Raw genomic sequence first — 18,020 nt, 5'->3', positions numbered from 1 at the left:
CCCAGTCTAGACGTCGGTATGATCTCGGTGGCGCGACGCCTTCTCGCGGTTGCCGCAGGTGCGCATGCTGCACCAGCGCCGCTTGCCACTTCGCGACGTATCGAGGAAAAGCCAGCCACAGCGAGGGCAGGAATGCAGCCTGTCGCGCGGCAGGGTGAAGAACGCTTGGATGGACAGCATGGCCAGCAACGCGGTGACGGCGTCCGGATCGCGCCACCGGCCAAGGGCAAGCTCCGGCCTGGTGCCATCCAGCTCGATAGACCCGGCGGCAAGCGAGCTTGCCGTGCGCGAGAACAACACGCCGAGCGGTTCGACCGCAGACGGTTTGCCCGCGGCGATTGGATCGAAAACCTGAAATGACGCCTCCCGCATTTCGCGGACCCCTTCCACGAACCGCCCATCCGCTATCTCGGCAACGGCCTGCGCCTGGCGATCGTCGGCAAGCCCTGAGGCGCTGAACCAGTTCGCAACATCCCGGACGGACTTGAAGAGTTCATTGTCTGCTGCCGGCGCCCGCCGGTCGAACACGGCGTTCGACAGGTCCAAAGCGGGATGCCCGCCTATGAAGTGATCCGGTACCCATTCGGTGTATGCATCGCCCATGGAACATAACCTCATTAACCGGATTATACGGTTACATGATGTAACCACTATCATACGGATACGTGGTGTCAAAGCCAGCGCGTCGCCAGATCGGCGCGGAACCCCTGGGAGGGAGAGGATGTGCAGCAATCGTTACAAGACCCGCCACGAAACCATCAATGTCGACGGCCTCGACATCTTCTACCGTCATGCCGGCGATCCCGGCAGACCGGCAATCCTGCTGCTGCACGGATATCCGACTTCGTCGCACGTCTATCGCAATGTCATCGAACCGCTGGCGGAGACAGCCTATGTGGTGGCGCCGGACCTGCCCGGTTTCGGCTTTTCGTCCGCCCCTTCCATCGATGCCTATGACTACACGTTCGACAACCTGGCCAGCACGATCGAAGCCTTCATCGAGGCCCTCGGCCTCCAGCGATTCTTCCTCCACATCACTGACTTCGGCACGCCCGTCGGCTATCATCTCGCCACACGGCGGCCGGATCGCATCCTCGGCCTGATCGCCCAGGACAGCAACGCTCATGACGAGGGGCTGGGACCGGAATGGGACGCGCCGAAGGCGTTCTTCGCCGAACCGACTGAAGAAAACCGCGCCAAACTGCCGGACTGGATGAATTTCGAGGGGACCCGAAACCAATATATCGGCGGTCTCCCCGAGCGTCTGAAAGTGTTGTTTCCGCCCGAGGGTTGGTATCTCGATACGGAGCGCCTGGCGAGGCCCGGCAACACCGACATTCAGTTCGAACTCTTCACCGATTATGGCTCGCACATCGCGCGCTTCCCGGCCATCCAGGCCTATCTCCGCGATCAACAGCCAGCATGCCTGGTGCTGTGGGGGCGCCACGACGCCTTCTTCGCGCTGGACGAGATCATGGCCTACAGCCGCGATCTCGACGCCGTCGAAATCCATGTCTTTGAGAGCGGGCACATGCTTCTCGAAACGCATCATCGCCAATGCGCGGCTCTCATCGCTCACTTCATGCACGAGGTGGAGACTGGGGTATTTCGCGATCCTGCGGGGCGTTGAACGTCGACGTTCAAACCGCCACTTCGATGGGCTCGGCAAGCCTGGGATTGGCCCGCGCGGCGATCAGGCAGCCGGCGACGATCAGGCACGCTCCCGTCAGCGTGGTCCAGGTCGCCTCCTCGCCGAAGAAGAACCAGCCAAGCGCGACCGCCCAGATGAAGGCCGAGTATTCCGTCGGGATCAGATATTGCGCTTCGGCGCGGGCGTAGGACCAGCTCATCAGGAATTGCCCGGCGAGCGACAGCACCGTCACCCCGGCCAAAGGAAGCCAAAGATCGCTCGGCAGGGCGACGGCGAGCCAGGGTGCCGCGAGGCCGAGCAGGATGGCAACGCAAAGGTTCTGGAACAGCATGATCTCGATCGGCTTGGCCAACTGCGCCTGTTGCCGGGCGAGGATCAGATTGTATCCGTAGAACACCGTCGACACGAGCACCGCTGCCGTGCCGAGCATGGCGTCCTGCGAATAGTCTGCCTGCCCGAACTGGCCGGCCATGATGATGGCGACGCCGGCGATGCCGGCCAACGATGCCCAGACAGCCTGGCGTCGGATCCGTTCGCCCAGCAGCAGCGCGGCGAGAAACAGCGCAAACAAGGGCGCCACGAAGCTGAGCCCGATCGCCTCCGCGAGCGGCAGCCTGGCCAAGCCCCAGAAGAAGGATATCAGCACGACGCCGACAATTGCGGCACGCAGCGCATGCAGCCTCAGCACCGGAATGGTCGGCTTTAAGCGTGGTCCCGCCAACCAGGCTGCGCCCGCGACCACGGCCGCGACCATGCTGCGCCACAGCAAGGTGTTGTAGACCCCGACCGCGATGACCAGGATCTTCATCGCCGCATCCATCCCGGACAGCAGGAAGATCGCAAGCGCGCATACGAGCACCGGGATCATCGGGGAAACGGCGCCGGTCGGGCTGGATGTCTTCACGGCTTCACTCATGTGACGGATCGCAGCCGGATATACCAGGGCAAAGGGCGCGACCAGATGGCAGCCCGGTCGATGTAGCAGTCCAACCCCGATTGGGCCGAGGCTATCGTGACATCAGGGTATCAGCACCATGCCGGCGAGTTGAACGAAACGGACCGCCTCGCCGACTGCATCATCCGGCCACGGCAGGCGACGCACGCACACATGGCACAGATCGAATTGACGGGGCGGGTTGCCGACGCAGCTGGCCCGTCGCATGTTGCCGGTTGTCTGCAGAACGGATCGGAAAAAATGCACCGCATGGCTTCGGGCGACCTTTATCAGACCTACGATCTTGGTGACTTGCGCATCACCTCCTTGCGCGATGGCTATGTCGACATGCCGATCGGACGGCTTCGGCAACCCGGCGACAAGCCATTTGGCGATGAATTGCCGCAACAAGTCGCATTGGTTGATGGTCAACTCAGACTGTCCGTCAATGCCTTCGCGATTGACGATGGAGACGGAATCATCCTGATCGATACCGGTACCTCGAACGCCTGGCATCCCACCATGGGCCGACTTCCCGAGGCGCTGGACGAAGCTGGCATCGATGCCGGACGAGTTCGTGCCGTCTGTTTCACCCACACCCATCTCGACCACATCCACGGTCTTGTGCTTGCCGACGGCCGCGACGCTTTCCCGCGCCTGGCGCGCTTGCTCGTTCCCGGGGAAGAACTCGGCTTTTTTCGCGCCGAAGCGCGGCTCGAACGATTTCACGGCATGGCGGAACCCTTCGAAGCCGGAGACCCGTATCGGGACAGATGTCGACATTGTCGAAGCCCATGGCCATGAAGCGGGACACAGCTGCTTTCGTGTTTCGAGCGGTGGCGAACGCATTCTGATTTGGGGCGACACCGTTCACGTCCCATCGCTTCAGTTCGATCGACCTGAGGTGACGTGGGAATTCGATGCCGATCAGGACCAGGCGCGCGAAAGCCGGTTGCGGTTGCTGGCGCTTGCTGCCGACGATCATTGTTTCGTTGCCGGCGCGCATCTGGATTCGCCCGGTGTCGGCCGCGTCGTCCGATCCGGCGCCAGCTTTCGGTTTGAGCCGTTATAATTGAAAAAGGGCGGCGCAAGCGCCGCCCCGGATCCTTGGGAGGATAATTCGAACCGGCGGTCAGGCCGCCTTGACTTCCTCGGCGACGGCGTCGGCCTGACGCGCTGCCTTGAGCACCTTGGCCCACCAGGCAACGTCGTTGACCAGAGCTGTGGCGGCCTGGTTCAGATGCTCGAGGTCTTCCAGCTTCTTCTCGCCCTGGCGGACGGCGAGGAAATCGCCCCAGGCGATATGGACGGCCGACTTGACCGGCGCCATCTGCAATTCGACGGCATGAAGGCGGAGCTGTTCGACGGCGCGAGCGCCACCGACGCTGCCATAGCCGACGAAGCCGGCCGGCTTCTTGTTCCATTCATTGGCGGCGTAGTCGATGGCATTCTTCAGCACGGCGGTCGGGCCATGATTGTATTCGGCGGCGGTGAAGATGAAGCCGTCGAATTCGGCGACCTTCTTCTGCCAGCGCTGTGCCACTTCGTTCTGCGACGGCGCCCATGCGGAGGATGCGACCTCGTCGAAGAACGGCAGCGGGAAGTCGCGAAGGTCGACGATCTCGACATCGATGTCGGCATGCGACTTGGCGATCTTGGCGATCCACTGGGTTGGCACATCGGCGAAACGAGCGGCGCGCGTCGATCCGACGACGATGGCAATTCTGGGTTTGGACATAAAGGCTCTCCTTGCACGAAGTACTGGTATCATTTGGATACCTGCGCTATATGAGATACTGCAAACGCGATGCACAAGAAGGCACTTTTTTGTTACCGAGGCACCCACACCGCTCTGAAGACTGCCGCGCCATCTCGGAAATCCTGCAGCGCGTCGGCGACAAATGGACCGTTCTGGTCGTCGGCAAGCTGGGCGACGGACCGCTGCGTTTCAACGAATTGCGCGCAGCCGTCGGCGGCATCTCGCAGAAGATGCTGACCACCACCTTGCGCGGACTGGAGCGTGACGGCTTCGTCACCCGCACCGTGTTTCCTACCATTCCGCCGCGCGTCGATTATGAGCTGACCGAGCTCGGCCACGAGCTGCTGATCCCCGTCAGCGCACTGAGCGAATGGGCGCGCGCCAACACCATGCGCGTCAAGGCGGCGCGCGAAAAATTCGACGGCGCCCGCGTCTGAAACCCTTTCGCCGCAAGGGATTCAACCCCGCACGCACTTCCGGCTTGCCTGATCGGAGATTCTATCTCGGCTGCGCGGATCGTTGAACCGAATGCACGCGCCGGTTTGGCTGGCGGATTGCCGCTCATGCGGTCCCCTGACGGCTGCCGCTCAGGCTCCTGATGCGCGCACATCACATCGCGCGGCGGCACAGGTATCACACCGTGCGCCCCGCTCGCCAGGAGCCTGTCCTCCACGCGTGCAGGCGACGCGCGAGATGTCTTCCTTCACCTCCGCGTAAGCGGTCACGCCGAGCAGACAGGTCGTCGCGACCAGGGCCGCCACGAGCCAACCGTTCAGCAGATGTTGACGCATTGTCTCTCCTCCGATTGCAGCAGGATCGGGCATGGAGGCAACCGTTGGATGTCACGAAAAGCGCCTCCCGCACGGGCGCTGTTACAAATGACCAAGCCTGGGAGAAACGGCTTGCGTCAGCCTTCGGCGGGAACCGCTTTCGGCTTGCCCTCGCCGTCCAGCGCCACCATGACGAAATCGGCATGGGTGACCTTCTCCATCAGGTCGGAGAGGTAGCGCTGCGCCCAGGCTTCGACCTTGAGCGTCATCGAGGTGCGGCCGACGCGCTCGACATGCGTGTAGATGCACAGCGTGTCGCCGATCTTCATCGGCTTGGCGAAGGACATTTCCTTGACCGCCGCCGTCACCACGCGGCCCTTGGCGCGCTCGGCGGCGCGGATGCCGCAGGCCAGATCCATCTGCGCCATCACCCAGCCGCCGAAGATGTCGCCCGCCGCATTGGCGTCCGAAGGCATGGCCAGGGTGCGCAGCGTCAGATCGCCAAGCGGCCGTCCTTCAGCGTGGTGCACCATGCGAGAAATCCTTCGAGACTGGCTGCCCTCGATCCGTATCGTCACGGCGCCAGAAGGTCAACGAGCCACGGCATGGCCACAGGCTCGGACTGGCAAAGACCTGCGACAGCCGGCGCGCGGTGTCGGCAGCCTTTTTGCCGGGCACCTTTTTCACGATAGGAATTTTTTCTTGACTGGGTGCCCTCAGCTATGGTACATTTTTGCCTATGGTGCTGATTTGCGCCAGTGACCCGCCGCACAGGCGGGTTTTCGTTTGCTCCGTCAGCCAACACACCGGCGAAGGTTCCGAGGACCGGTTAACCCGAGTTCGTAGACCCTGGGCATGGCCATGGGACGGCAGTTCGCATCACCCGGCGAAGATCGATCAGAAATAGCGCCTGAGGTTCGTGCGAATACGATCGAGCACGCTGTTCCCGGAAAGGTCCGGCGAGAACTCCTTGCCGGTGATCGCCTCATAGGCCTGCGCATAGACATGCGAGGCCTGTTCGACGATCTCGGCCGGTATCTCAGGTATCGGGTCGCTGTAGGGGTTGCAGCGCGCCGAGACCCACGACCGGACGAAATCCTTGTCAAAACTCTCCGGCCGGCTGCCGTCGGCGAGCGCCTGTTCGTAGCTCGATGCGATCCAGTACCGGCTGCTGTCCGGGGTGTGGATTTCATCGGCAAGAATGATGGTCCCGTTCCTGTCGGTGCCGAATTCGTACTTCGTGTCCGCCAGGATCAGGCCGCGCTCGGTGGCGCGCTGCTGGCCGCGGGCGAACAGCCGCAAAGCGTAGCCGGACACGGTGTCCCACTGCGCCTGCGTGAGAAGACCCTGTTCGAGGATCTCGGCTTTCGACAGCGGCTCGTCATGGCCGCCATGCGCGGCCTTGCTGGTCGGCGTGATGATCGGCTCGGCCAGTCTTTCATTGTCGCGCAGGCCGTCCGGCAGGCGGATACCGTACATGTCGCGGTCGCCGCGCTTGTAGCGCGTCAGGATCGAGGTGCTGGTGGTTCCCGCCAGATAGCCGCGCACGACGATCTCGACCGGCAGGATGTCGAGCCTCGTGCCGACGACGACGTTCGGGTCGGGGTATTCGAGAACATGGTTCGGACAGATATCGGCGGTTTCCTCGAACCAGTAGCGCGCCGTCTGGGTCAGTATCTCTCCCTTGTAGGGGATCGAGGTCAGGATGATGTCGAAGGCACTGAGCCGGTCGGTGGCGATGATGATGCGCCGGCCATCCGCCAGATCGTAGTTTTCGCGGACCTTGCCGCTGTAGTGGCCCGGCAGTTCGGGAATGAACGCGTCAGGGAGGGTCCGCATATGATTTCCTGCCTTCCGCAGAGTGGGCCAGAGCATAATTCCGAAAAGTTATGCGCCAAGATAGTGCCATCGCATAGGCTGTCGGGACGATAGATATCAAGCGCGATTGTCGGGAATCCCCGCAAACCTGATCGGTTCGACGGTCGCTTTTTTCACAACTGATGCCGGATGGCGCGGCGACTTCGGAATGCCGTCGCGTCTAGGCTGCAGCCAATTTTTCGGAGCCTCCCATTTCCATCATGCAGACCTATGATTTCATCATCGTCGGCTCCGGCTCGGCCGGCTCGGTCCTGGCTGAAAAACTGTCGGCCTCGGGGCGCTTCTCGGTGCTGGTGCTGGAGGCCGGCGGCAGCGACCGCCGCTTCTACGTGCAGATGCCGCTCGGCTACGGCAAGACCTTCTTCGATCCCGACGTCAACTGGAACTACAAGGCCGAGCCGGACCCGGGGCTCGCCGGCAATGCCGACCACTGGCCGCGCGGCAAGCTGCTCGGCGGTTCGAGCTCGATCAACGCCATGGTCTGGATCAGGGGCGCGCGCGAGGATTTCGATGCCTGGGCCGCCGCCGGCAATCCCGGCTGGGGCTATGACGATCTGCTGCCCGCCTTCAAGGCGCTCGAGGACAACCAGGCCGGCGCGGACCAATGGCGCGGCGTCGGCGGCCCGCTGCATGTCACAGACTGTTCGGGCGCCGTCCACCCGCTGACCAAACGCTATCTCGCCGCCGGCCAGCAGGCCGGCCTGCCCCTCAACCCGGATTTCAACGGCGCTGCCCAGGAAGGCGTCGGCGTCTACCAGATCTCGACCCGCAACGGCCGCCGCATGTCGGCGGCGCGCGCTTTCCTGCGCCCGGCGATGAAGCGCGCCAACGTCCGCGTCGAGATGAAGGCGCTGGCGACCAGGGTGCTGTTCGAGGGCAAGCGCGCCGTCGGTGTCGAATACCAGCAGAACGGCGAGACGAAGTCGGCGCGTGCCGGTCGCGAAGTCATCCTGTCGGGCGGCTCGGTCAACTCGCCGCAATTGCTGCAGCTGTCCGGCGTCGGGCCTTCCGCGCTGCTGAAAGGCCTGGGCATCCGGATGGTCCACGCCAACGAGAATGTCGGCGCGCATCTGCAGGATCATGTCGGCATCAACTACACCTTCAAGGGCAAGCTGCCGACGCTCAACCAGACGCTGCGTCCCTGGTGGGGCAAGCTGCTGGTCGGCATGCAATATATCCTGACCCGTTCGGGCCCGCTGTCGCTGTCGATGAACAATGCCGGTGGCTTCTTCCGCACCGACCCGGCGGCGACGCGGCCCAACATGCAGCTCTATTTCCAGGCATTCTCGACCGTCATTCCCAAGAGCGGCGAGCGTCCCATCCTGACGCCCGACCCATGGCCGGGCTTTTCCATCGGCCTGTCCAACTGCCGCCCGTCGAGCCGTGGCGAGATCATGATCCGCTCGGCCAATCCGCGCGAGTACCCCAGGATAACGGCCAATGCCTACTCCACCAATGCCGATGTCGAGGAGATGCTGGCGGCGGTGAAATTCGTCCGCAAGATCGCCTCGATGCCTGCCATGGCCGAGATCATCGAGGAAGAGGTTTTGCCAGGCCCGTCAATCACTTCCGATGCAGACCTGATTCAGGATTTCAGGAAGCGCTCGGGCACCGTCTATCATCCGGTCTCGACCTGCCGCATGGGGCCCGATCCGGCGCGCGCCGTCGTCGACCCGCGTCTCAAGGTGCACGGCATCGACGGCCTGCGCGTCATCGACGCCTCGATCTTCCCCGACAACATCACCGGCAACACCAACGCCGCCTCGATCATGACCGGTTGGAAGGGCGCCGAACTGGTTCTGGAGGACCAAAAATGAAGATCACCGACGTCAAGACCTGGGTTGTCGACAATCCGCCGCCCGGCATCGGCGGCAAGTATTTCATCTTCGTCAAGTTGACCACCGATGGCGGCGTCGTCGGCTATGGCGAAGCCTACAACGCCACCTTCTCCGCCCATGTTACCGCCCGGATGGTCGAGGACATGGCCGAGCGCTATCTCGTCGGCCGCGATCCGCACGACATCGAGAACTTCTTCCGCCGCGCCTATTCGTCCGGCTTCACCCAGCGGCCCGACGTGTCAGGCATGGGCTGCTTCTCGGCGCTGGAAATGGCCTGCTGGGACATCATCGGCAAGGAGGCCGACAAGCCGGTCTACAAACTGCTCGGCGGCCAGGTGCACGAAACGCTGCGTTCCTACACCTATCTTTATCCGCACACCGGCAGCGTCCACTCCGAGGATGCGCACGGCAAGAACGTCTACAACGACCCCGATCTCGCCGCCGCCTGCGCGCTCGAATATGTCGAACAGGGGTTCAACGCCGTCAAACTGGACCCGGCCGGCCCCTACACCGCCTTCGACGGCCACCAGCCGCGTCTTGTCGATATCGACCTGTCCACCCGCATGATCAAGGCGATCCGCGAGGCGGTCGGCACCCGCGCCGACATCCTGTTCGGCACGCACGGCCAGTTCACAGCGTCCGGCGCGCTGCGCATGGCGCGCGCCATCGAACCCTATGATCCCTTGTGGTTCGAGGAGCCGGTGCCGCCTGACATGCCTGAGGTCATGGCGCAAGTGGCCCGCGCGACCTCGATCCCGATCGCCACCGGCGAACGGCTGACCACCAAGTTCGAGTTCGCCCGCGTCATCGAGAACCGCGCCGCGACCATCCTGCAGCCGGACCTCGGCCGCTCCGGCGGCATTCTCGAAACCAAGAAGATCGCGGCGATGGCCGAGGCCTACCACATCCAGATCGCCCCTCACTGCTATTGCGGGCCGATCGTCGGTGCGGCCAACATCCAGCTGGCGGTGACGCTGCCCAATTTCCTCATCCTGGAATCGCTGAAGCAGTGGGACGGTTTCCACGCCACGCTCTTGAAGAAGAAGATCGAGTGGCAGGACGGCAATGTCATCCCCTCGAAGGAGCCCGGCCTCGGCGTCGAGTTGAACGAAGCGGTCTGCGACGCGCACCCCTATACGGGCAAGGACCTGCATCTGCAGATGATGCAGACGCCGCTGATGCCGTGAGCAAGAGCTACGCCTTCATCGGGCTTGGCCATCTCGGCGGCAACCTTGCCGCCAGCCTGATCCGCAACGGCTTTGCCGTCACCGTCTTCGACCGCGATCCGGCCGCCGCCGAGCGCCTGGTGGCGCTCGGCGCCACTACCGCGAGCAGCCCGGCCGAGGCCGCCGCCCGGGCCGGCAATGCCATCACGTGCCTGCCTTCGCCCAAGGTCAGCGAAGCGGTGCTGGCCGGACCCGGCGGATTGCTGGAGGGCCTTCCCAAGGGCGGTACCTGGATCGAGATGTCCACCAACGGCCGCGACGAGATTCTTCGCCTTGCGGCCCTCGCCTCGGCCAGGGGCGTCGAGACGCTGGAATGCCCGGTCACCGGTGGCGTGCATCTGGCGGCGGCTGGCAAGATCACCGCGCTGGTCGGCGGCGATCCAGCGCTCTACGAACGTCATCGGCCGGCCATCGAGGCGATGTGCGCAAAGTCGTTCCTGATGGGTCCGGTCGGCTCGGCGGCGGTGATCAAGGTGATCACCAACATGCTCGCCTTCATCCATCTCGTCGCCGCCGGCGAGGCGCTGATGCTGGCGAAACAGGGCGGGCTCGACCTCGCCCAGTCCTACCATGCCATCTCAGCCTCCTCCGGCAACAGCTTCGTCCACGAGACCGAAAGCCAGCTCATCCTCAACGGCTCCTACGACATCGGCTTCACCATGGACCTGGCGCTGAAGGACCTCGGCTTCGCGCTGGCGATGGGCAGGGAATTCAGACTGCCGCTCCAACTGGCGCCGCTTGTGAGTGAGATTTTCCAGATGGGCAAACAGGAATATGGCGGCAGCGCCTGGTCCACCCAGATCGTCAAATTGCTCGAGGATGCCGTCGATACCGACCTGCGCGCGCCCGGTTTTCCGGCCAAGCTGGAACTCTGACATCAGCCAGTTATCAAGCGATTTCAGGATGTTGGATTGATGGGCGGATTCATCTGAATCAATCTGTCAACGGCTTGATTCAGTATCTGAGCGTCAATGCACCCGGCAGGATCTCGAAGGTCGCGGGTATGCGTCCCGGCGACTCGCCGTCTATATCGACCAGGGCGCCATTCTCTGACGCATCGCCGAGCGGCTCGACCACCACTTTCCTGCCGCGCAGGATGGTGATCGCCGGATGGTTGCGGTGCCGGCCGCCATAGAGCAGCCGGATGTCCCAGATCAGCTTCAGCTTGCCGGCGGCGCGCAGGATGACGATGTCGAACTGCCCGTCGGTCAGGTCGGCATCCGGCGCGATCATCATGCCGCCGCCAAAGAACTTTCCATTGGCGACCGCCACCAGCGCCATGCGCGCTTCGACGGGTGCGCCGTCGTCGACCGTGATCCTGACGTCCTGAAAACGGTAGCGGATGAACTCCACCACGGTGCGCCACAGGAACAGTGCCTTGGCCGACATCCTGCCCTTGCGCTTGTCGGCATTGACGGCGCGGTCGGTGGCGCCGGAAAGTCCCAGACTGGCGATGTTGATGAAGTGCCGGCTGGCCAGCGCGCCGTGATCGTCGATGTAGCCGATGCGCCCGGCATCGACCTTGCGACCCTTGGCTTCGGCCAACCGCTTCAGCACGGCATCCACCTCTTTCGGCAGGCCGAGCCCGCGCGCGAAATCGATGCCGGTGCCGCACGGCAACAGGCCAAGTTCAGTGATCCGGCCGCTCTCCTGGGCCGCCTGCAGAAGCCCGTCGGCCACTTCGCTGGCGGTGCCGTCACCGCCGGCCGCAATCACCAGATCGAAGCCAATCATTGCGAGATCGATTGCCAGCCTTTCGGCATCGCCTTCGGCCTGCGTTTCGCGCAGCTCGAATTCGCCGAAATGCTTTTTCAGCGACACGGCAACATCAGGCCAATGCCGTTTCAGCCGGCCGCCACCGGCAATCGGGTTGAGAACCACTCCGACTTTCAAAATACCCGCCCTCCCCGGCGCCGGACATGCAGGTCCGATCCTTTGCCGGCATTGAAGCCCGCGACCACCGGCGGAGCAAGGGGCGCTGTCGGCTCGTACGCAAAAAAGCGGGCGGGCTGTCTAAAGCAGCCGGCGCTCGAATTCCCCGGTTTGTGGCTAACGATCCCCGGTAATCCCGCTATCCACAGGGCAGCGGCCATTCCCCAGGACCCTTACTCGGCGTACGTTAAACCCATCTCAGGCGGCTACCGATCATCAAGCCGAAAGGCGAAGTGAAAGGCGGATTTCCTGAGGCCCGTACGGCCCGAAGCGAGAGCAGGCTTGCCTGTTTCGAGGGACGGAGCCGAGACCTACGGGGCCGCGGAAAGCGTGCCAACGCCGACGGCGGACCGATGCTGCCATGAAGGACGGCAAAAACCTTCGATGGTGCGCAGGGCAAAGCTCGCAAGGGTGGAGACCGGCGTGGTCCCGAACGGACGCTGCTCTCGGGCGGCGGACTGGCAGGACCGTCAAAATCAAGGCCGGCAAGGCGCGACGACTTTACGGAAGTTGCTGCCGCGACCGTGTCCTGATCTGACAGGGAGGCGCTGGGAGAAATCCCGGCGCCGACTGTCTTTTTGGCCCCCCGATGCCCTTTGGCGGCGATCTTGCGAGCGCCGCTTCTCCACGCGCTAAAATCGGTTAGTATCGCCTGGTCAGAGCCCGTTTGAAAACGCGCTCTGCCGAGTCGGATGGCGTGGTTTTCGAGAACCGAAGCGTAGCGGACCTTTGAGTCCGTGAGCATCGGAAGCGCAGAAAACCGCGTCAGGCGGCCGGCAGAGTAGCGTTTACAAATGGGCTTGTAGAAGGGGGATACTTCATGACGCTCGTCCAGAAGCTTGCCGTTGCCTATGCCTTCCTGTTCTTCGGCGTCGTCGCCATCGGCTACATACCGGCCTTCAACGATGCCGACGGCAATCTGTTCGGCCTGTTCTCGCTGCAATGGTACGATGATCTGCTGCACGCCTTCTCCGGCGTCTGGGCGCTGGCCGCCGCCTTCATCTCGCACCGCCAGGCAGTGTTCTATTTCAAGCTGTTCGGCTCGGTCTACCTTTTCGACGGCGTGCTCGGGCTGGTCACCGGTTCCGGCTGCCTCGATGCCGGTATCTTCATCAACGGCTTCCGCTCTCTCAACGATATCGAATTCCCGGCCCGCTTCTTCGCCAACCTGCCGCACATCGTCATTGGCGGCTTCGCCGTCTATGTCGGCTTCCGGCTGGCCAGGCGCGTACACGACCACTTCGCCACGGCCTGATCGGGCATGTTCCTGTTCCGCTGGCTGAAGCGCCTCATCAAGACGATCCTCTGGCTGATCGTCGTCGTCATCCTCATCCCGATCGCCGGGCTGAGCTACGGCTTCCTGACGACGTCGTCGCTCGACAAGACGCCGCTGCCCGGCATTGCCGACGGCGCCCCGCCCAAGGCGCTGGCCGACAAGGTCCGCGCCGAGATCCCCGGCTACCAGCGGCCGGAGGAATCGACCTTCCTCACCTATCCGGAATGGGCGATCGTCTACGCCGCGCGCGAATATGCCGGCTTCGTCGACAAGGACCAGCCGAGCGGCTTCCCCTACTGGTCCTATATCGGCCGCTTCTGGCAGGACTACGCCATGGTCATCCGCGCCAGCGCTCCCTACAAGTTCAACTATGCCAACCACCAGATGCTGGTCATCATCGGCACCAGCCACTCGATCGAGCATATATTGCAGTGGGCCTATGAGAACACGGTCGGCCGCATCACCGAGGCGACAACGGCCAAGCGCACCGCCGCCGACATTTATCAGGCCAAGGTCGCGGCGGACTATGCCGCGTTTCTCGACCAGGTGCCCTGGTATCAGTTCCCGTATGCCGACAAGCGTGCCGGCCTGTTTGCCGTGCAGCCGGCGCCGGGCGACAGCTCGATCCGCACCAGCGAACGCAAGCTGGCGTTCGGCCTCGCCGACACCATCAAGCAGGGCTATGCCGACCTGATAAAAAAAGCCCTCGCTGCCACGATGGACCCCGCCTTGCTCGACATCCATGTCTGGGCCAAGGGGCCCGTCGGCGAAGCCACGCGCAACGAGCCCGACACCTGGCTCGAACGCGATCTGGGCGCTGATGGCACCGTCTTCGTCACCAGGCGCTATCAGGTCTTCACCGAAATGATCCCGCGGCTGATCGACAAGGGCGTGTCCTTCGTTGAGATCGGCGGCAATGACGAGATCATGGTCACCGTGCTTTCCACCGATTCGATCGCCATCCCCGAAGGCATGCGCATCCTGTTCAGCTATCCGCTGCCGGCAGATCCGGCAACGCGCCGCACGGGAATGACCGTCGCCGTGCGCAAGCTGCATGTCGTGCTGCCGGCGCTGATCAAGTCAGGCGCCAGGCTCGAACACGTCTACGATTACTGAGGCCTTTCGGTCACGCCCGGCCAAGATTACGCATTTCCTGGGCTCCGTCACGCCCATTCCACAATCGCGGCCAAATCCCGCCTTGTTCGCGCGCGAAGGAATGGGAAGAAATGGAAGGGCTGCCGGGGGGCATCTCGAAGGGACAAGACCGTGATCAAGACCGCCCTTGTCGCCATGACCATTGTCGGCTGCGACTGCGACGCCAAGCTTTGCGAATATATCGGCGAGACGCCGGCCAAATGGTCGACCGTCGCCGAGTGCGAAGCGGCGATGAAGAGCCAGATGCTGCACGAGCGCAATTTCAACTATCCGCTCGTCTCCGGCATTTGCCGCACGAAGGGTTCGTCGTCCTCCTCGCAGCTGGCCGCGACCGCATCGCGCCCGGAATTGAAGCCCGCCAGCCGGGTCGTCAGAACCGAAAGCCCGCTGCCGCCGGAACTCAGCCACCGGCCGAGCGTCTCGGTCGGTTCGCCGACGACCGCGATGGAAGCCGACGCCGCCCGGCCCGTTGCCTATGAACAGGTGGTCGATGGCGGAACCGGTGTGCTCTATCGCACCAAGAGCGGCTACGCCGTGGTCAAGACCGATCTCGGCCGCGCCGCCTCGGCAACCGCCGACGCCGCGAAGCGCTCTGTGAACTGGCTGGCTGGCCTGATGCCGAAGGGGCTGTAGGCCCGCTGGCGTCTCGGTTCGACGACCGCGTGATCAGGCAGGCACATAGGTCAACCTGATCACGTCGTCGCCAATCAAATCGCTGGCCACAAAGCGAAGCGGCGGCCGGGGGCCGGCGAAGAATGGCTTGCCATGACCAAGCACGAACGGATGGAGGTAGAGTTGGTACGCATCTACAAGACCAAGGTCGGTCAGGCTTCGTGCCAGGCCTGGTCCAGAAACTGAAATCTCCCCGACGAGCTTAGCCTTAAGCCCGCGTATCACCGCCTCGACGTCATCCGCGACAAGTGTGGCATTGGGGCCGGCCGACTTCGGAGAGCGCGACACAACCCACTTCGGTTGGCTCCGCCACGCCGCCGCGAATTCATGCGCCTCCGCACTCCACTCAGCATGGTCTTCGTCCCAATAGCGCATGACCTCGTACATGCCGCGACCGTACACACTGCCGCTCAAATTGCGCACTTGCTCTATCCAGTGACGAAAGATCGTCGGGCCCGACGGCATTTTCTGGTGGTCGACATAGCCGTCGAGTGACTGGTTCATTCTGAAAATGAGCTTCGCCATGCTGCAGGATCTCCAACCCAGGGTCTTCAGAATAACTTGAGCCGCCGTTACGCAAAACCCCAGCCGAAATCCAAACTGAGACACGATCCTAGTCCGGCCTGAACCTGACTTTCAGGCTCTGCCAGAACTTGTCGACAAGCGGCTTTTCGGTCGCTGCATCCTCGCCGGCAATGCGGGTGATGAACAGCAGCCCCCGATCGGCCAGGCCGAAGCCGACGATCTCGAAATCGGCGGTGTCGGTGCGTGTCTTCACCTCGGCCCGGATCCCGGTCAATTCCTTGCCGTCGGCGAGTTTGCGCGTGGTCGGCCCCTGCGTCAGCTTGGCGCCGGCCTGCACCGATTGCCTGGTCATCTCCTGCAGCATCAATTGGTTGAGCGACACCGGATTCATGGCGCCATATTCCTGCACGACGACGATCGTGCCCAGCGCCGACGCCATCAGATACTGCGTGATGTCATCGCCGAGATCGGTCTTGGTCACCGAAATGCCGCTGGGATGGACGAAGGAGAAGTCGCTGCCTGAAAAGGTGGCGAAGTCGTTGCGCGCGAGCGTCACCTTGCTCTGCTTGCCGCCGGGCAGCGTCACATCGGCGCTCTCGCCGGGATCGATATCGACCGTCACGCCGTCGATGGTCAGCTTGAAGGCCTTGAGATCCTCGCCTCCGGCCGGTCCGGCGCACAGCGCGATGAGGGTGAGTGCCGCCGCCGATACCATCCGCATGGCTGTTCTCCTGCTTCTTACGACACCCCGCTCAGCGCCTTGATGGCACGGTAGAAGGTCGAGGAAAACAGTTCCGTTGGGTCATACTGCCGCTTCGCCGCCAGGAAGGCCGGCAGTTCGGGATAGGAGGCCAGCAATTCCCTGGCCGTATAATGCAGCTGGTAAGGCAGGAAGAAGCGCCCGCCATGCTTGATCGTCACGTCGATCAGCGCCCGCGTCAGCGCCCGCATCCTGGCATTGCCGTCGGCATCGGTCGGCTGATTGACGTAGAGCACCAGCGAATAGGCCGGCTCCGGCGCGTAGGTCAGCGCCACATCTTCTTTGTGGACGATGCGCACCGAAGCATTGAGCACCGGCAGCGTCTGCTTGCGCAGGATCTCGCGCGCTTCCGCGATGAATTCGACATAGGCGGCACGCGGAATAAAATATTCGTGCAGGATGTCGGTCTCTTCCATCTGATCGTTGAACAGATAGGGCACCGAATCGTGCATCGGGTTGTTGCGGGTGACGAGACAGGCCTCGCCCTCGGCCATGGCCGACGTGCGCGCCACCGTGCAGCTTTCGAATTTCGGCTCCAGCGTCTTTTCGGTGAACCACTTCAATTCCTGGAACAGGCTGCCCCATTTCGCCAGGTTGATGATCACCCGCTTCAACCCGACCGATCCCGGCTCGCCGATCTTGGGCTGATCGGCCGGCGGCCGCTCGGCCACCTTGTCGTAACGGTAGACGATCATGTCCTCGAGGAAATTGCCGGGCGCCGTCGACAGATGGCCGTAGAACAGGCCGATATCCTTGTTCGGCTCCAGCACCTTGGCGAAGAATTCCGGAAAATCGTCCGATTTGATGATTTCGCGCGAGGTGCGGTAGACGGCGTTGTCGACGATATCGAGCGTCGCCTCCAGCACCACGCCGAACAGGCCGTAACCGCCGACGACGTGGCGGAACAGATCGGTGTTCTCGGTCGGCGAGCAGGTCGTCACCGAACCGTCGGCCAGCATCACCCGCATCGAGCGGATCGAGCCCGCCACCGAACCCGCCTGGTGGTCCATGCCATGCGCATTGACCGACAGCGAACCGCCGACCGAGAAGATGTCGGTCGACTGCATCGCCTTCACCGCGAAGTGCGGATGCAGAAGGTTCTGGATGTCATGCCAGCGCGCGCCCGGCTGCAAGGTCATGGTCTTGGCCGCCGCATCGACGGTGACCCTGTTGAACTTTCTGAGGTCGAGCACCAGCGCGTTGTCGTCGAAGGCATGCCCGCCCATGGAATGGCGGATGGCGGCCAGCGATATTTTCAGCCCATTGGCACGGGCGAAGGCCAGGGCCTTGGCGATGTGCTCGTCCCCGCTGACCTCGACTACGCCGTAGACCGGGGTCATCGACAGGCCGCTGGCATCGTTGATGTCACCACCCTTTGCCGACCAGGGCAGTGACGCATCGAAGGCCGGCGCATTGTCCAGCGGCTTCAGAGGCAGCGCGAAGCCGTCTATATCGGCTATCCGTCCTGCGTTCTTCGGCCCCGAAGGTCCGCGTGCCAGCCGCGCCACCGTGTTGCCGCCCCACAGCACCGCGCCGCCGACGACAGCCGCACCCAGCAGCAATCGCCGCGACAGGCGAAACCCTTTTTGCTCGTCGGCCATGACTATCCCCCGCTGGCCAAGGGATAGCGCGGCTCTTTGGCAA

The 18,020-nt window shown here is 63.2% G+C and carries 19 protein-coding genes; 10 read left to right on the top strand and 9 right to left on the bottom strand.

All coding sequences use genetic code 11. From position 1 onward, the window contains the following. Positions 1 to 6: 6 nt before the first annotated feature. A complete protein-coding gene (locus A9K65_RS11660) occupies positions 7 to 603 on the bottom strand; it encodes a CGNR zinc finger domain-containing protein (RefSeq protein ID WP_064994511.1) in 597 nt (198 codons plus the stop codon). Here A9K65_RS11660 and A9K65_RS11655 point away from each other — a divergent pair. Continuing rightward, entirely contained in the window at positions 602 to 1,630 is a 1,029-nt protein-coding gene (locus tag A9K65_RS11655) for an alpha/beta hydrolase (RefSeq protein WP_244506855.1), read from the top strand. The two genes, A9K65_RS11660 and A9K65_RS11655, sit on opposite strands and share 2 nt — an antisense overlap. Positions 1,631 to 1,640: 10 nt before the next feature. On the opposite strand, the gene A9K65_RS11650 is transcribed toward A9K65_RS11655, so the two are convergent. After that, positions 1,641 to 2,567, bottom strand: coding sequence for a DMT family transporter (locus tag A9K65_RS11650; protein ID WP_024504166.1), 927 nt, complete (start codon positions 2,565 to 2,567; stop codon positions 1,641 to 1,643). 192 nt (positions 2,568 to 2,759) lie between these two features. On the opposite strand from A9K65_RS11650, the gene A9K65_RS35930 reads away from it, so the two are divergent. After that, the gene (locus tag A9K65_RS35930) at positions 2,760 to 3,389 is read left to right on the top strand and encodes an MBL fold metallo-hydrolase (protein ID WP_245322037.1); all 630 of its coding nucleotides are present in this window, start codon (positions 2,760 to 2,762) and stop codon (positions 3,387 to 3,389) included. Beyond that, positions 3,349 to 3,657: an MBL fold metallo-hydrolase gene (locus A9K65_RS35925; RefSeq protein WP_245322110.1), complete on the top strand. Its 309-nt coding sequence runs from the start codon at positions 3,349 to 3,351 to the stop codon at positions 3,655 to 3,657. The genes A9K65_RS35930 and A9K65_RS35925 overlap by 41 nt, the downstream gene beginning before the upstream one ends. 60 nt (positions 3,658 to 3,717) lie before the next feature. On the opposite strand, the gene A9K65_RS11640 is transcribed toward A9K65_RS35925, so the two are convergent. Further along, entirely contained in the window at positions 3,718 to 4,323 is a 606-nt protein-coding gene (locus A9K65_RS11640) for an NADPH-dependent FMN reductase (protein ID WP_064994510.1), read from the bottom strand. Positions 4,324 to 4,412: 89 nt separating this feature from the next. Between A9K65_RS11640 and A9K65_RS11635 the strand changes: the two genes are divergently transcribed. After that, positions 4,413 to 4,781 (top strand): helix-turn-helix domain-containing protein, encoded by a 369-nt coding sequence (locus tag A9K65_RS11635; protein WP_024504168.1) that lies wholly within the window; start codon positions 4,413 to 4,415, stop codon positions 4,779 to 4,781. Between the two features lie 470 nt (positions 4,782 to 5,251). Here A9K65_RS11635 and A9K65_RS11625 read toward each other — a convergent pair whose 3' ends face one another. Both A9K65_RS11625 and A9K65_RS11620 read right to left on the bottom strand, forming a co-directional pair. Continuing rightward, positions 5,252 to 5,647, bottom strand: coding sequence for an acyl-CoA thioesterase (locus A9K65_RS11625; protein WP_064994509.1), 396 nt, complete (start codon positions 5,645 to 5,647; stop codon positions 5,252 to 5,254). A gap of 364 nt (positions 5,648 to 6,011) precedes the next feature. Then, positions 6,012 to 6,953, bottom strand: a complete 942-nt coding sequence (locus tag A9K65_RS11620; RefSeq protein WP_064994508.1) for a phosphoribosylaminoimidazolesuccinocarboxamide synthase — start codon at positions 6,951 to 6,953, stop codon at positions 6,012 to 6,014. A gap of 239 nt (positions 6,954 to 7,192) precedes the next feature. On the opposite strand from A9K65_RS11620, the gene A9K65_RS11615 reads away from it, so the two are divergent. From A9K65_RS11615 to A9K65_RS11605, 3 genes are read left to right on the top strand one after another with little or no spacing between them, the layout of a single operon-like run. Further along, positions 7,193 to 8,809, top strand: coding sequence for a GMC family oxidoreductase N-terminal domain-containing protein (locus A9K65_RS11615; RefSeq protein WP_064994507.1), 1,617 nt, complete (start codon positions 7,193 to 7,195; stop codon positions 8,807 to 8,809). After that, positions 8,806 to 10,017: a mandelate racemase/muconate lactonizing enzyme family protein gene (locus A9K65_RS11610; RefSeq protein ID WP_013530046.1), complete on the top strand. Its 1,212-nt coding sequence runs from the start codon at positions 8,806 to 8,808 to the stop codon at positions 10,015 to 10,017. The genes A9K65_RS11615 and A9K65_RS11610 overlap by 4 nt, the downstream gene beginning before the upstream one ends. Continuing rightward, entirely contained in the window at positions 10,014 to 10,931 is a 918-nt protein-coding gene (locus A9K65_RS11605; protein WP_064994506.1) for an NAD(P)-dependent oxidoreductase, read from the top strand. The genes A9K65_RS11610 and A9K65_RS11605 overlap by 4 nt, the downstream gene beginning before the upstream one ends. A gap of 79 nt (positions 10,932 to 11,010) precedes the next feature. Here A9K65_RS11605 and A9K65_RS11600 read toward each other — a convergent pair whose 3' ends face one another. Then, positions 11,011 to 11,949 (bottom strand): diacylglycerol kinase family protein, encoded by a 939-nt coding sequence (locus tag A9K65_RS11600; RefSeq protein WP_063168825.1) that lies wholly within the window; start codon positions 11,947 to 11,949, stop codon positions 11,011 to 11,013. An 859-nt stretch (positions 11,950 to 12,808) separates the two neighbouring features. Between A9K65_RS11600 and A9K65_RS11595 the strand changes: the two genes are divergently transcribed. The 3 genes from A9K65_RS11595 to A9K65_RS11585 all read left to right on the top strand — a co-directional run bounded on the left by A9K65_RS11595 (position 12,809) and on the right by A9K65_RS11585 (position 15,052). Beyond that, complete coding sequence (locus A9K65_RS11595; RefSeq protein ID WP_013530043.1) at positions 12,809 to 13,243, top strand: DUF4383 domain-containing protein; 435 nt, start codon at positions 12,809 to 12,811, stop codon at positions 13,241 to 13,243. Between the two features lie 6 nt (positions 13,244 to 13,249). Next, on the top strand, positions 13,250 to 14,380 hold the full coding sequence (locus A9K65_RS11590) for a hypothetical protein (protein ID WP_064994505.1): 1,131 nt from the start codon (positions 13,250 to 13,252) through the stop codon (positions 14,378 to 14,380). A 150-nt stretch (positions 14,381 to 14,530) separates the two neighbouring features. Beyond that, positions 14,531 to 15,052: a hypothetical protein gene (locus A9K65_RS11585; protein WP_064994504.1), complete on the top strand. Its 522-nt coding sequence runs from the start codon at positions 14,531 to 14,533 to the stop codon at positions 15,050 to 15,052. 33 nt (positions 15,053 to 15,085) lie between these two features. On the opposite strand, the gene A9K65_RS11580 is transcribed toward A9K65_RS11585, so the two are convergent. The 3 genes from A9K65_RS11580 to A9K65_RS11570 form a co-directional block, all read right to left on the bottom strand. Continuing rightward, complete coding sequence (locus tag A9K65_RS11580) at positions 15,086 to 15,616, bottom strand: dihydrofolate reductase family protein (RefSeq protein ID WP_064994503.1); 531 nt, start codon at positions 15,614 to 15,616, stop codon at positions 15,086 to 15,088. Positions 15,617 to 15,704: 88 nt separating this feature from the next. Further along, complete coding sequence (locus tag A9K65_RS11575) at positions 15,705 to 16,337, bottom strand: hypothetical protein (RefSeq protein WP_063168827.1); 633 nt, start codon at positions 16,335 to 16,337, stop codon at positions 15,705 to 15,707. Positions 16,338 to 16,354: 17 nt separating this feature from the next. Then, positions 16,355 to 17,977, bottom strand: coding sequence for an FAD-binding oxidoreductase (locus tag A9K65_RS11570; RefSeq protein WP_064994502.1), 1,623 nt, complete (start codon positions 17,975 to 17,977; stop codon positions 16,355 to 16,357). Positions 17,978 to 18,020: the final 43 nt, after the last annotated feature.

The sequence above is a fragment of the Mesorhizobium sp. WSM1497 genome, from assembly GCF_001672455.2.
Classification (GTDB): Bacteria; Pseudomonadota; Alphaproteobacteria; order Rhizobiales; family Rhizobiaceae; genus Mesorhizobium; species Mesorhizobium ciceri.
Note: the sequence above shows the minus strand (reverse complement) of the source record. Positions and strands in the feature narration are given on the sequence as shown.

Bases quoted from the DNA above. Each gene is read 5' to 3' on its own strand.
- A9K65_RS11650 (WP_024504166.1), bottom strand. From the start codon at position 2,567: ATGAGTGAAGCCGTGAAGACATCCAGCCCGACCGGCGCCGTTTCCCCG.
- A9K65_RS11590 (WP_064994505.1), top strand. From the start codon at position 13,250: ATGTTCCTGTTCCGCTGGCTGAAGCGCCTCATCAAGACGATCCTCTGG.
- A9K65_RS11655 (WP_244506855.1), top strand. From the start codon at position 602: ATGGAACATAACCTCATTAACCGGATTATACGGTTACATGATGTAACC.
- A9K65_RS11595 (WP_013530043.1), top strand. From the start codon at position 12,809: ATGACGCTCGTCCAGAAGCTTGCCGTTGCCTATGCCTTCCTGTTCTTC.
- A9K65_RS11620 (WP_064994508.1), bottom strand. From the start codon at position 6,953: ATGCGGACCCTCCCTGACGCGTTCATTCCCGAACTGCCGGGCCACTAC.
- A9K65_RS11575 (WP_063168827.1), bottom strand. From the start codon at position 16,337: ATGCGGATGGTATCGGCGGCGGCACTCACCCTCATCGCGCTGTGCGCC.
- A9K65_RS11570 (WP_064994502.1), bottom strand. From the start codon at position 17,977: ATGGCCGACGAGCAAAAAGGGTTTCGCCTGTCGCGGCGATTGCTGCTG.
- A9K65_RS11610 (WP_013530046.1), top strand. From the start codon at position 8,806: ATGAAGATCACCGACGTCAAGACCTGGGTTGTCGACAATCCGCCGCCC.
- A9K65_RS11660 (WP_064994511.1), bottom strand. From the start codon at position 603: ATGGGCGATGCATACACCGAATGGGTACCGGATCACTTCATAGGCGGG.
- A9K65_RS35930 (WP_245322037.1), top strand. From the start codon at position 2,760: ATGGCACAGATCGAATTGACGGGGCGGGTTGCCGACGCAGCTGGCCCG.
- A9K65_RS11615 (WP_064994507.1), top strand. From the start codon at position 7,193: ATGCAGACCTATGATTTCATCATCGTCGGCTCCGGCTCGGCCGGCTCG.
- A9K65_RS11625 (WP_064994509.1), bottom strand. From the start codon at position 5,647: ATGGTGCACCACGCTGAAGGACGGCCGCTTGGCGATCTGACGCTGCGC.
- A9K65_RS11640 (WP_064994510.1), bottom strand. From the start codon at position 4,323: ATGTCCAAACCCAGAATTGCCATCGTCGTCGGATCGACGCGCGCCGCT.
- A9K65_RS11580 (WP_064994503.1), bottom strand. From the start codon at position 15,616: ATGGCGAAGCTCATTTTCAGAATGAACCAGTCACTCGACGGCTATGTC.